General features: G+C 66.6%; 10 protein-coding genes. 6 read left to right on the top strand and 4 right to left on the bottom strand.

Features of this window, described 5'->3' with window-relative positions; genetic code table 11:
• Positions 1–30: 30 nt before the first annotated feature.
• Complete coding sequence (locus HUW43_RS00125) at positions 31–603, top strand: urate hydroxylase PuuD (RefSeq protein ID WP_188235572.1); 573 nt, start codon at positions 31–33, stop codon at positions 601–603.
• Positions 604–751: 148 nt separating this feature from the next.
• Here the strand turns inward: HUW43_RS00125 and HUW43_RS00120 are convergent, their stop codons facing one another.
• From HUW43_RS00120 to HUW43_RS00105, 4 genes are all read right to left on the bottom strand, one after another.
• A complete protein-coding gene (locus HUW43_RS00120) occupies positions 752–1303 on the bottom strand; it encodes a gamma carbonic anhydrase family protein (protein ID WP_188235571.1) in 552 nt (183 codons plus the stop codon).
• Positions 1300–3558: a spermidine synthase gene (locus HUW43_RS00115; protein WP_188235570.1), complete on the bottom strand. Its 2259-nt coding sequence runs from the start codon at positions 3556–3558 to the stop codon at positions 1300–1302. Before HUW43_RS00115 ends, HUW43_RS00120 begins: the two co-directional genes overlap by 4 nt.
• Before the next feature lie 4 nt (positions 3559–3562).
• Positions 3563–4561 (bottom strand): porphobilinogen synthase, encoded by a 999-nt coding sequence (hemB, locus tag HUW43_RS00110; RefSeq protein ID WP_188235569.1) that lies wholly within the window; start codon positions 4559–4561, stop codon positions 3563–3565.
• An 81-nt stretch (positions 4562–4642) separates the two neighbouring features.
• A complete protein-coding gene (locus HUW43_RS00105; protein ID WP_188235568.1) occupies positions 4643–6187 on the bottom strand; it encodes a M23 family metallopeptidase in 1545 nt (514 codons plus the stop codon).
• A 295-nt stretch (positions 6188–6482) separates the two neighbouring features.
• On the opposite strand from HUW43_RS00105, the gene HUW43_RS00100 reads away from it, so the two are divergent.
• The 5 genes from HUW43_RS00100 to clpX all read left to right on the top strand — a co-directional run bounded on the left by HUW43_RS00100 (position 6483) and on the right by clpX (position 12318).
• A complete protein-coding gene (locus HUW43_RS00100) occupies positions 6483–9242 on the top strand; it encodes a helicase-related protein (RefSeq protein WP_188235567.1) in 2760 nt (919 codons plus the stop codon).
• Positions 9243–9249: 7 nt separating this feature from the next.
• Positions 9250–9600, top strand: coding sequence for an RNA-binding S4 domain-containing protein (locus HUW43_RS00095; RefSeq protein WP_188235566.1), 351 nt, complete (start codon positions 9250–9252; stop codon positions 9598–9600).
• Positions 9601–9714: 114 nt separating this feature from the next.
• Positions 9715–10053, top strand: a complete 339-nt coding sequence (gene fdxA, locus HUW43_RS00090) for a ferredoxin FdxA (RefSeq protein WP_188235565.1) — start codon at positions 9715–9717, stop codon at positions 10051–10053.
• A 152-nt stretch (positions 10054–10205) separates the two neighbouring features.
• Complete coding sequence (gene clpP, locus HUW43_RS00085; protein ID WP_188235564.1) at positions 10206–10856, top strand: ATP-dependent Clp endopeptidase proteolytic subunit ClpP; 651 nt, start codon at positions 10206–10208, stop codon at positions 10854–10856.
• A gap of 190 nt (positions 10857–11046) precedes the next feature.
• Positions 11047–12318 (top strand): ATP-dependent Clp protease ATP-binding subunit ClpX, encoded by a 1272-nt coding sequence (clpX, locus tag HUW43_RS00080; protein ID WP_011543013.1) that lies wholly within the window; start codon positions 11047–11049, stop codon positions 12316–12318.
• The last annotated feature ends 300 nt before the right edge of the window (positions 12319–12618 follow it).

The following is a 12618-nucleotide window of genomic DNA, read 5'->3' as shown; positions in this document are numbered from 1 at the left end:
GCGGCGCCGCGATATAATGGGGGAAATGCCATGGACAAGTTTTTCGGTAATCTGCACGCCGTCCTGGGCGCGGGGCTGCTGCTTGCAATCGTCGTGATGTTCGGCCTCAACGGCCAGAATTTCGAGGATGGCGTCGCCGCGGGCAATGCCATCATGCGCTGGCTGCACACCTTCTTCGGGGTGTTGTGGATCGGGCTGCTCTATTATTTCAACTTCGTCCAGATACCGACGATGCCCAAGATTCCCGTCGAGCTGAAGCCCGCGGTCGGCAAGCACATCGCGCCCGCCGCGCTGTTCTGGTTCCGCTGGGCGGCGCTGCTTACCGTTCTGCTGGGCATCGGCATTGCCGGCCACGCCCAATATCTGGCGCCTGCACTGGCGCTCCAGGACCCCTACAAGCTGATCGGCGTCGGCATGTGGCTGGGCCTGATCATGGCGTTCAACGTCTGGTTCGTGATCTGGCCGAACCAGAAGAAGGCGCTGGGCATTGTCGAGGCCGATGACGCAACCAAGGCCAAGGCGGCAAAGACCGCAATGATCTTTTCGCGGACCAACACCCTGCTGTCGATCCCGATGCTTTATGCGATGGTGAATTTCAGCTGAGCCGCCGCCGCGGTAAGTCGACAGGGGCGCTTCGGGAAACCGGAGCGCCCTTTCCTTTCCGGTCGTGTCGAGCAAAGCCGGGACGTCGGGAGGTCGTGCGCCATCGACGGGCATCGGCTTTGCCCGATGCGAACGGATTTCTTCCGATCTACCCCTGTTCCACCGCCGCCTTGTGCAGCCGCCCGTTCGTCACATAATGCGCGACGCCCAGCTGCATCCCGGCAGCCTGTGCATCATCAATCTCGCGCACCCGCCGCGCGGGCGATCCAGCCCATAATTCACGAGCAGGTATCTCCTTATTCTCGGTGAGCAGCGCCCCTGCGGCCAGCATCGCGTCGCTGCCGATGCGGCACCCATTCATCACCGTCGCTTTCAGCCCGACGAACGCCCGGTCGGCGAGCGTGCAGCCATGCACCATCGCCATATGGCCGATCAGCACATCCTCGCCGATGATCGTCGGAAAACCCTGGGGCCGGTGCGGCATCGGGCCATCGCAATGGACGACGCTGCCGTCCTGGATGTTCGACCGCGCGCCGACGACGATATGGCTGACGTCGGCGCGCAGCACGCAATTATACCAGATGCTGACGTCGGGTCCGATCGTCACGTCACCGATAATCCGGCAGCCGGGCGCGATAAAGGCGCTGGGGTCTATCCGCGGCGTTTTGCCGTTGACGCTGATGATGCTGACGTCGTTCATTCGTCGCGGCCTCCGATGATATTCTTCCAGATGAGGACCGGCAGCGTCGAGGCATAATCGTCGGTCCAGCGTTCGAACCCTGCGCGCGCTTCCAGCGGCACCCAGGCGCCGTCGGCAAAGGCCTGATCGCGCGGGCGCACGCCGCCGGTGAGCTGCCGCATCCGGGCGGGCGTCGCGGTGAGCGCAACCCAGTTCGACGCGGTCAGATCGTCATAGTCGCCGCCGCTTGCGGGGCCTGGGTCCATGCGGATCGCCGCGCTCCAGCCCCGCGCCTTCGCCTCGGCCGCGAGCACGGGTTCAAGCCCGAAAAAGCGGTTCGAGATATGGACGAGCAATATGCCGCCCGGCTTCATCGCACGCGCGTAGATGCCGATCGCCTCGCTGGTCAGCAGGTGCAGCGGAATCGCGTCGGACGAAAAGGCGTCGATGACGACGATGTCGAAGCGCCGCGGCGACTGTTTGGCAAGTTGAAGCCGGGCGTCGCCGATCACGATCGCCGCGTCGGGGGCGCAATCGGACAGGAAAGTGAATTTTTCCGGGTCGCGCGCAATGTCGACCATCACCGGATCGATCTCGAAGATCGTCCAGTCCTGCCCCGGCTTGCGGTAACAGGCCAGCGTGCCCGCGCCCAGCCCGACGATGCCGATCGCGGCGTTCGGACCCGCGAGTGCCTCCGCCTGTGCCAGCGTCAGGCCGACGCCCGATTGCGGACCATAATAGGTGGTCGGGTCGCGGCGGTGCGCGGCATCGGTGCGCTGGAGCCCGTGAAGCGTCGTGCCATGCGCGAGGCGGCGCTGGTTGGCGTGCGGATAGTCGGTGACCGTATAGACGCCGAAATAGCTGCGCACGCGCGCGCCGGTGAAGCTTTCCTGAATCGTGTCCCAGCCCCCGACACCAAGCATCAACAGCGCCAGCACCGGCACATAGGCCCAGCGCCAGCCGCTCACCAGAATGCCAATGACAAAGATCGCAATGCCCCATGGCGCCACGTCGCCATCGGCGCGACCCGTCCAGTTGTCGACCATATGCCATGCCGCAAAGGCCGCGAGCGCGACGAGCAGCGCAACAACGCCCGCTGCGGTCTTTGCTTCCAGCCCCAGCCATTTGTCCCACGGGAGCAGGGCGGGCAGCGGCAGCAGCATCGCCGCGGCGAGGATCAGCAGCGGATGTTCATACACCCAGTCGAACAGCAGCGGCGCGACGAGCGCCGCAAACAGCCCGCCCAGCACGCCGCCCGCCGACATGAGAAGATAGAAAAGCGTCAGATGCTGCGGCGCGGGGCGCAGGAAATAGAGATAGCCGTGGAGCGCCACCGCAACGATGAAAAGCATCGCGAGGCTGGCGAGCGCAACCGTCAAAGACCCGCCGCCCGAACTCAACAGCCCCAGCCCGCCGATGGCCAGCAATATGACCGGCGCGATCAGCGTGACGATCTCGGTCGGCCGTTCGAGACGCGAAAAGGCGATGACGAAGCTGAGCAGATAGAGGCCGAGCGGCAGCACCCAGAGCAGGGGCATGGCGACGATGTCGGTGGTAAGGTGCGTCGTCGTCGACAGCATCAGCCCCGACGGCACCGCCGCGATGAGCAGCCAGTGAAGCTGGCGGCGGAGCGTCGGGCGCGGTTCGGCGGCATTGGTGGCGGCATGGCTTTCGGCGCCGCCGCGCCAGCGCGCCGCCGCGGCCCCCGCGACGAGCAGCAGCAGCAGCGCATAGCCGCCGGTCCAGCCCCAGCTTTGCATCGCCAGCGGCATGTTGGGTTCGACGAGCGCCGGATAGCTGAGAAGCCCCGCAAAACTGCCAAGGTTCGAGGCGGCATAGAGATAATAGGGATCGCCCGCCTGCGGATCGGCCGCAAACCAGCGCTGCATCAGCGGCGCCTGCGCCGAGACCACGAAAAATACCGGGCCGATCGACGCAAAGAGCAGGAGCGGCACCCACAGCGCCTCCTGCCCCGGTCCGGGCGGCGCGATGGCGGCGATGCCGATGGGCAGCCACAGCGCGGCGACGAGAAAGAGCGCAAGATGGATCGTCGCCTGCCGCCGCACGGTGAAGCGGCCGAGCCAATGTGCATAGGCATAGCCGCCGAGCAGCAACGCCTGATAGACAAGCATCGCGCTGTTCCACACGGCGGGCGCGCCGCCCAGCCTGGGCAGCACCATCCGCGCGACCATCGGCTGCACAAGGAACAGCAGGAAGCTGCCGACGAGGATCGTCAGCACGAACAGCCAGCGCCGCGGCGATGCGGTGTCGGTCACGATATCAGGCGCCGATCAGCCGCGCCGCATGGAGCGCATGATAGCTGAGCACCCCCGACGCCCCGGCGCGGCGGAAAGCCAGCAGGGTTTCGAGCACCAGCGCATCGCGATCGCCCGCGCCCGCGGCGGCCGCGGCCTCGATCATCGCATATTCGCCCGACACCTGATAGGCATAGACCGGCACCGCGAAATGCTCCTTCACCGACCGTATGATGTCGAGATAGGGCAGGCCGGGCTTGACCATCACGCTGTCGGCGCCTTCGGCCAGATCCTGCGCCACCTCGCGCAGCGCCTCCTCGCTGTTCGCGGGGTCCATCTGGTATGACTTCTTGTCGCCCGTCAAAAGCCCGCGCGAGCCGACGGCATCGCGGAACGGGCCATAGAAGGCCGAGGCATATTTGGCGGCATAGCTCATGATCTGGACATGAGCGAAACCTTCGGCCTCCAGCGCCTCGCGGATCGCGCCGATACGGCCGTCCATCATGTCGCTGGGCGCGATGATGTCGGCGCCCGCGCGCGCCTGGTTCAGCGCCTGCCCGACAAGCACTTCGACCGTTTCGTCGTTGAGCACATAGCCCGTCGTATCGACCAGCCCATCCTGCCCATGGCTGGTATAGGGGTCGAGCGCGACGTCGGTGAGCACCCCGATGTCGTCGCCGAGCGCATCCTTGATCGCCGCGGTCGCGCGGCACATGAGATTGTCGGGATTGAGCGCCTCGTCACCATTCTCGCTGCGTCGGTCGGGCTGGGTATAGGGAAAGAGCGCGAGGCACGGAATGCCCGCGGCCGCGGCCTCCCTTGCACGATCGACCAGCCGGTCGACCGACCAGCGCGACACGCCGGGCAGGCTCGCGACCGGCTCCTGGGCGTCGGCGCCGTCGCACACGAACAGCGGCCAGATGAGGTTCGCCGGCGACAGATGCGTTTCGCGCACCATCGCGCGGCTCCAGGCAGTGCGACGCGTGCGGCGCAGTCGCAGGTCGGGGAATGCGGCGTGGGTCATGCCGGGTGCATAGCCGGGAGCGGGCGCGGGGCAAATGGATAATGGAGCGACCAAGGCACCCTACCCTGAAGGGGAGGGGCTTTATATCCCCCCGCCCGCCCGCTTCGACGCGACATCGGCGAGGCTGCCGAGCTTCGGCCGCTCGACCTGTTTCGGCGCGATCGGGGTCAGCGCGGCGCCCGGTGCGATCGCGGTGAGTTCGCGGATGCGCGCGCGGAAGGCGGCGAGTTCCTTTCCTTCGAGCAAGGCACGGGTCACGAAGGTCACCGACGACGGATTGACCGCGCGGCCGTTGCGATACAGCTCATAATGAAGGTGCGGACCGGTCGACAGGCCGGTCGAGCCGATATAGCCGATCACCTGGCCGCGGCTGACGCGCTGGCCCGGCCGCACCGCGACGCGGCTCATGTGACCATAGCCGGTGCCAAGGCCATTGCCGTGGTTGAGCCGGACATAATTGCCATAACCGCCGTTGCGCCCCGCCATCGTCACGACGCCATCGGTCACGGCATAAATGGGCGCGCCATAGCCACCGGCAAAATCTATGCCGCTGTGCATCCGCCGATAGCCGAGGATCGGGTGACGCCGCATCCCGAAGGTCGATGTGATCCGGCCGTTGGTGGGTCGTGCCATGCCGCCACGCTGTTGCCCCACGCCCGATGCCTCGAACCATTGCGACCGCCCGCCCGCCCGCCATTCGAGCATCGAAACCTTGGGCCTGCCGCCGCGGATCAACCCTGCATAAAGCAGCTTGCCGGTTTCGCTTTCGCCCGTTTCGGCACGGCGGTGCTCGACGATGATGTCATATTCGTCGCTTGCCTGAATGTCGCTGCCGACCGAAATCTGCTGGCCGATGACGCGCAGATAGGACTGAATCGCTTGCGGCGGCGCCCCCGCGGCGCGCGCCGAGCGGTAAAGGCTGTCGCCGACCCGCCCGCGAACACGCAGCGGCGTCGCATCGACCGCGATCGGGATCGATCGCAGCACCAATTGACCGCCGACCCGCTCCATTTCGATGCGCAGGTCGAATCGCGCGCGCATGGCCAGCGCGTCGACCGGGCGCGGCATGGTGCGCGCCGCGCGGCGGCCGAGGATCAGGTCGATGCGCGTTCCCGGCGCGATGTCGGTCAGCGGCACCGCCCCCGACACCTTGTCGGCGATCGCCTGTGCCTCGGCGCCGCCGACGCCCGAACGTTCGAGCACGCGCGCGAAACTGTCGCCGCGGCCCAGCGTGGCGGTGAGCTCGATCTGCGGCCGTTCGGGGGTCTGGGTCAGCGGGCGGACCGCGTCGGTCGCCGCCATGTGGCGCCCCGTATCGCCCCCGAAGGCCAGCGGGACGATCATCTGGCCGCGCGCTTCGTTGAAATCGGCGGCGTCAAGCGCCGGGGTGGTCGTCACCGTCAGCGGGCGGACGCCCGGAAAGGTCGCTATTGCGGTTCCGCAAAGCAGGGTGAGCGTGGCCAGTCCGCGCCACCATTCGGCCGACCCGATGTTGCTGCCAAGGTCAGGGACAAGGTCGAGCTGCGCCAGACGGTCGCGCCAGCTCGGCCGGTCGGGCGAATCGGCCGCCGCGCGCCGCAGCGGGATCGCCTGCGACATCGTCAGGGCGGCCGCATTGCCGGACATCCCCGCGATGGGTTCGTGACGCTGGAACAAGAAACAACCCCCGCCCGGCAGCCCCCCTTCGCACCGGCTGCCGAAAGATAGTATCGAAGGACCGTGTGTAAAGAAAGGTCGTTAAAGTCAATTTAATGGGTCGAACAACGTCCCGCGTTGCGACGGACCGGTCCGCCGCCGCGATATGATGCGGGCATATGCCGGGCCTTTGCCCCCGCGATCGTGAAAAATGCCCGCCATCGCCGCAACCCGTCGATCCCCTGTTGCGCGTCGTGCCCGCCCATGCCAGCTTGGCCCCAAGACAATGACGCCCTCTTTCTCCCAGCCGGTCAAGGCTGTCCTTGGCCCCACCAACACCGGCAAAACCCATTTGGCGGTCGAGCGCCTGACCGCCCATGCGAGCGGCATGATTGGCTTTCCGCTGCGATTGCTGGCGCGCGAGGTCTATGATCGCGTCGTGGCGATCAAGGGCGCCGCCGAAGTCGCGCTGGTCACCGGCGAGGAACGGATCATGCCGGCGCAGGCGCGCTATCTGCTCGGCACCATGGAAGCCCTGCCGATCGAGCGCGATGTCGCCTTCGTCGGCATCGACGAAGCGCAGCTTGGCGCCGATCCGGAACGCGGGCACGTCTTTACCGACCGGTTGCTGCGCGCGCGCGGGCGCGAGGAAACGATGATCCTCGGATCGGCGAGCATTCGCGGCCTGGTCCGCAATCTGGTCCCGGAAGCCGAAATCATCACCCGGCCGCGCTTTTCGACCCTGAGCTATGCCGGATCATCAAAGCTGTCGCGACTTCCCAAGCGATCGGCGATCGTCGCTTTCTCGGCCGAAGAAGTCTATGCGATCGCCGAGATGCTGCGCCGCTTTTCGGGCGGCGCCGCCGTCGTCATGGGCGCGCTTTCGCCGCGCACCCGCAACGCCCAGGTTGCGATGTTCGAGTCGGGCGAGGTCGATTATCTCGTCGCCACCGACGCGATCGGCATGGGGCTGAACCTCGACGTCCGCCATGTCGCCTTTGCCAGCCTGCAGAAGTTCGACGGCCGCCGCCTGCGCCGCCTGACGGTCGCCGAAATGGCCCAGATCGCGGGCCGCGCAGGGCGTCACCAGCAGGACGGCAGCTTCGGCACGGTCGGACTGCCGCAGGGCGGCTTTACCCCCGAAGAAGTCGCGGCGATCGAGGGGCATCATTTCCCTCCGGTGCCGAGCCTGTTCTGGCGCGAGCCCAATCCGCGCTTCGGCTCGCTTGACCAGCTGCTCGCCGACCTGGCACAGCCACCGGCGCTGCCAGGACTGCGTGCAGCGCCCGAAGCGGTTGACCTTGCCGTGCTCAAACATCTCGCCGGCGACATGGAGGTGCGCGCGCGCGGGAGCGACTTCGACGCCGTTCAGCGCCTGTGGGATGTGTGCGGCCTGCCCGATTTCGAGCAATTGGGCGCCGAGCATCACAGCCGCACCGTGTTCAGGCTGTGGCAATGGCGCACCAGCGGCGACGGGATGATCGACCCCGACTGGTTCGCGCGGCGGCTTGCACGGCTCGACGATGTCGAGGGCGATATCGACCAGCTCGCAAGCCGCATCGCGGCGGTGCGCACGCTTTGCTTTATCGCGCAGCGCGGCGACTGGATCGCGGGCGGCGCAGGCTGGGCCGAGGCGACGCAGGCGCTCGAATCGCGCCTTTCCGACGCGTTGCATTCCGCGCTCGCGCAGCGCTTTGTCGACCGGCGCCTTGCGCTGCTGCTGCGCGACGCGGGGCAGCGCGGCAACAGCCTGCCCGTCGCGGTCGGCGCCGACGGCACGGTCGCGGTCGATGGCGAGGCGATCGGGACGCTCAACGGCTTTCAGTTCAAGGTCGATCCGATAGCCAAGGCGAGCGATCACCGGATGCTGCTCGCCGCGGCCGAAAAGCATTTGCGCGGCGAACTGGCGCGCCGCGCCGTCGCGCTGGCCGAAGGCGACGACGCCGCGCTGTCGCTCGTCGCCGAAGCGGGAAGCGCGCCGCGCCTCGCCTGGCACGGCCATATCATCGCCACGCTCACCCGCGGGCCGACGCTGGTGCAGCCGACGATCCAGCTCGATCCATCGCTGCGCCGGCTCGAACCCGCACAAGTGCAGGCGATGGCCGATCGGCTTCAGCGCTTTGTCGCCAGCCAGCTCGCGCGCCACGCCGCGCCGCTTGCCGCGATGGGCGAGGCGGCGGGCGACCTGTTCACGCCGCCGCGCGTTCGCGCGCTGCTCGCCGCGCTCACCGACAACAGCGGCACGATCGTCCGCGCGGTAGTCGAGGAACAGCTCAATGCACTGACCGCCGACGAACGGCCGCTGCTGCGCAAGCTGGGTCTCACCATCGGTTCGCTCGACATTTTTCACCCGCAGCTGCTCAAACCCGAGGCGGTGCGCTGGCGGGCGGCGCTGATCGCGGCGCAGCAGGGAAGCGCGATCCCGCCGCTGCCGCCGCACGGCGCGGTGCTCCAGAAGAACGGCAGCCAGGCCGGGCTGACCACCGCGGGGTTTCGCCGCTGCGCGTCTGGCTGGCTGCGGATCGACATGGCCGAAAAGCTCGCGCGGCAGGCCCACGCCGCACGGATGCAGGCGGCGGCGCCGCCAACCGCGCCGATTGGCGGCGGCGACCATCATCACGACGAGGTCGGCGAAGACACACTCGGCGCGCCGCCGCCCGGCTTCGTGATCGATCCTGCGCTTGCCACCTCGCTCGGGCTCGACGAAGACACGCGCCGCGCGCTGCTCGGCAGTTTCGGTTTCCGCAGCGTCGGGGAACCCGCCTTGCACCGCTGGCGCTGGTCGGGGCTGCGCAAGGCTGCCGACAAGCGGCCCCGCCGCAAGCAGCGGCAGGGCGGTGCCGATTCCCCGCCGCAAGCCGCTGTCAACGGCGACGCAAGGCGGGCGCCGGCCAAGGCGGCGAAGGCGAAACGCGGCAAGCCCGGCCAGCCCCGGCCCGACGCCCCGCACCCGCTGCGGCGCGACCGGCCCGACCGGCGCGGGCCGTCGCCCAACAGCCCCTTCGCGGGCCTCGCCGCGCTGCTCGCCGACGCGCGCAAGGACTGACGCACGGATGGCCAGCCCCGGCGCCGCAGGCAGCATCCGGCTCGACAAGCTGCTGTGGTTCCTGCGGTTCGCGCGCTCGCGCAGCGTCGCGCAGGCGATGGTCGCCACGGGGCATATCCGGCTAAATGGGCGCCGCGTCTCGCGTTCGTCGTGCGCCGTCCATGCGGGCGCAACGCTCGTGCTGCCGTTCGGCGAACGGATCGAGGTGATCCGCCTCGTCTCGCTGCCGCTGCGCCGCGGCCCGGCGACCGAAGCGCAGAGCTGCTACGTCCGGCTCGCCGGCAATGCCGGGCCGACGGCTATCGGCGATGATGAAAATGCTTTGCACGCCGGGGTGGCGGGGCGCGCTAACCAGTGAGAGTGATTCGCAACTGTCGCTTAGCGTTGACGCACCGCCTTTCAGCGGCATAGAGGCGAGCCGATATGAGTGTGTGACCGACCGTTTGGCGTCACTTGAGGGAGCCGGAAGCCCATGACCTATGTCGTCACCGATGCCTGCGTGCGGTGCAAATATATGGACTGTGTCGAGGTGTGCCCCGTCGACTGTTTCTATGAGGGCGAGAATATGCTCGTCATCAACCCCAATGAATGCATCGACTGCGGCGTGTGCGAACCCGAATGCCCCGCCGAGGCAATCCTGCCCGACACCGAAAGCGGGCTGGAAAAATGGCTGGAAGTGAACAGCAAGTTCAGCGCCGAATGGCCGAACATCACGGTCAAGAAGGACAGCCCCGCCGACGCCGACGAATATAAGGGGGTCGAAGGCAAGTTCGAGAAATATTTTTCGCCCGAACCCGGCGAAGGCGACTGATCGCCGCGAACCGACACCATGCCGGGGCGGGACATCCCGCCCCTTTTTTTGCCCCCTTGAAACAACCCCGCCTGACGCCGATGTAGGGCGCCGGAGGGGCAGCCCGCCGGTCCTCGGCCGGGCAACCCGATAATCGACAAGGATTCATTCGCATGATCGACCCGCTCGCCGCCCTTGTTCCCGTCGTCGTCGAGCAGACGAGCCGCGGCGAACGCAGCTTCGACATTTTCTCGCGCCTGCTGCGCGAACGGATCGTCTTTGTGACGGGCGAGGTCGAGGACCAGATGGCCTCGCTGATCGTCGCCCAGCTCTTGTTCCTCGAATCGGAAAATCCGAAGAAGGACATCTATATGTATATCAACTCGCCGGGCGGCGTCGTTACGGCGGGCATGGCGATTCACGACACGATGCAATATATCCGCCCGCGCGTCGGCACCGTCTGCATCGGCCAGGCGGCGTCGATGGGCAGTTTCCTGCTCGCCGCGGGCGAACCGGGAATGCGCGTCGCGCTAACCAACGCGCGCGTGATGGTCCACCAGCCGTCGGGCGGCGCACGCGGCATGGCATCGGACATCGAAATCCAGGCCAAGGAAATCCTGCGCATCCGCAAGCGGATGAACGACCTTTACGTCAAATATACCGGCAAGTCCCTGAAAGACATTGAGAAGGCGATGGACCGCGACACCTTCCTCGAAGCCGACGAGGCAAAGGAGTTCGGCATTGTCGACCATGTCTACGACCGCCGCCCCGCCCTGCCCGGCGACGACGCGCCGAGGGATGTGAGCGAAGGCCCGACGCCTTGACTTGCCGCTTGGCGGCACTGGCCGGCGGGTATCAGGCAAAGGTTTAACCGCGTTTGTTGACGCCCGCTTGGCGAATTGAGGCCAGGCGGGACATTGCGGCCATGTCACCCAATTGCCATATTGTAATTGGGTGGCCGGGGGCTAGGATAAGGATGGCAGCGCCCTTCTGGCGCCCGCCAAGGGATGATTTATGACGAAATTGAGCGGCTCGGACAGCAAGAGCACTCTTTACTGCTCCTTCTGCGGCAAGTCGCAGCATGAAGTCCGCAAGCTGATTGCCGGGCCGACCGTGTTCATCTGCGACGAATGCGTCGAGCTGTGCAACGACATCATCCGCGAAGAGATCAAGGGCGGGGTCGCCGCGCGCAAGGATGGCGCGGTGCCGACGCCGCTCGAAATCTGCCAGCATCTCGACGCCTATGTGATCGGCCAGAACAAGGCGAAGCGCGTCCTGTCGGTCGCGGTCCACAATCATTACAAGCGGCTGGCGAACAGCGGCCGCGGCGAGGATGTCGAGCTTGCCAAGTCGAACATCCTGCTGGTCGGCCCGACCGGCAGCGGCAAGACATTGCTCGCGCAGACGCTCGCACGTTTCCTCGACGTGCCTTTCACCATGGCCGATGCGACGACGCTGACCGAGGCGGGCTATGTCGGCGAGGATGTCGAGAATATCATCCTCAAGCTGCTGCAATCGTCCGACTATAATGTCGAAAAGGCGCAGCGCGGCATCGTCTATATCGACGAAATCGACAAGATCAGCCGCAAGGCCGAAAATCCCTCGATCACCCGCGACGTGTCGGGCGAAGGCGTGCAGCAGGCGCTCTTGAAGCTGATGGAGGGCACGACCGCGAGCGTGCCGCCGCAGGGCGGGCGCAAGCATCCGCAGCAGGAGTTCCTGCAGGTCGACACGACCAACATCCTGTTCATCGCGGGCGGCGCCTTTGCCGGCCTCGAAAAGATCATCGGCGACCGCCTGCAGGGCAAGTCGATCGGCTTTGGCGCGCATGTCGCCGGTCCCGACGAGCGCCGCGCGGGCGAGGTTCTCAAGCAGATCGAGCCGGAGGATCTGCTGAAGTTCGGCCTGATCCCCGAATTCGTCGGCCGGCTGCCGGTTATCGCGACGCTCGAGGATCTCGACGTCGACGCGCTGGTCAAGATTCTGGGCGAGCCCAAGAATGCGCTGGTCAAACAGTATAAGAAGCTGTTCGACCTGGAGGAGGTTGCGCTGACCTTTACCGACGATGCGCTGGTCGCGGTCGCCAAAAAGGCGATCGAACGCAAGACCGGCGCGCGCGGGCTGCGCTCGATCGTCGAGGCGATCCTGCTCGACACCATGTTCGACCTGCCCGACCTCACCGATGTCGTCGAGATCGTCGTCGACAAGGATGTCGTCGAGGGTCGCAAGGATCCGGTGCGCGTCTATGCCGACAAGGCGAAGGAAGCGGCAGGCGACGCCGCCTGAACCGATTCGCGCGCGGCCGCATCCACGCGACCATCCTGTTGCGCGACCGAATGCGTGCGACCATTATGTTGCATCGCAGCAACAGTTGCCGCGAAAAACGCATCCGCACCTGTGGATAAGATCGCGCGCGCGACGAAAATCGGCGGTTTTTTAACGTCCGCGTGACGCGCGCGCCGCTCGCCGCTTGCACTGTCACAATTGCTGTCACAATCGTGCCACATGCGGGCTTCAGGGGCGCTCGCAGGTTCTGGCGCGCCCCTTGTCGTGCGCCTGCCGATCGCATCAAAAGGGGACATCCTG

Origin of the sequence: Sphingopyxis sp. LK2115 (assembly GCF_014595975.1) — a bacterium.
In the GTDB taxonomy this organism is placed as follows: domain Bacteria; phylum Pseudomonadota; class Alphaproteobacteria; order Sphingomonadales; family Sphingomonadaceae; genus Sphingopyxis.
Note: the sequence above shows the minus strand (reverse complement) of the source record. Positions and strands in the feature narration are given on the sequence as shown.